We start from the raw sequence: 411 nt of genomic DNA on the forward strand, positions 1-411 counted from the left end.
TCTAAAAAGGCATTTCTGGCAAACTGTGGGAGACAATTTGCTATTAATTGCTGCTGGAAGACACACATACACTTGCGTAGACTGCAACGCGATATGTTTGTAATAGCCAGATTCTATGGATAACGAATCGCAACCGTTCATCTCGGCGACGGCTCCATCGACAACGACGGGGGAAGAAAAGGGATACATCAGCTTGTCTGCACACCACCGCAACTCAAGAGCGAAGGAAGAAGACATCAGAGAAGAAGGAAGAGAAGGAGAAGAAGAAGAAGAAGGAAGAGAAGAAGGAAGAGAAGGAGAAGATGATGAAGAAGAGGGAGGTAGAGGAGAAGAAGGTGTAGAAGGAGGAGGAGGAGAAGAAGAAGAAACGAATATAGAAATAATCCAATTACCGAACGATAGTGAAGAACC

At 44.8% G+C, this 411-nt stretch carries 1 protein-coding gene; it reads left to right on the plus strand.

Annotated elements, in window-relative coordinates:
* Positions 1–115 precede the first annotated feature (115 nt).
* Positions 116–411, plus strand: a 296-nt coding sequence (locus D7X55_RS44360; RefSeq protein ID WP_199747466.1) for a hypothetical protein, incomplete at its 3' end; no start/stop codon positions are given.

Source organism: Corallococcus sp. AB049A (assembly GCF_003668885.1).
Taxonomy (GTDB): Bacteria; Myxococcota; Myxococcia; order Myxococcales; family Myxococcaceae; genus Corallococcus; species Corallococcus interemptor.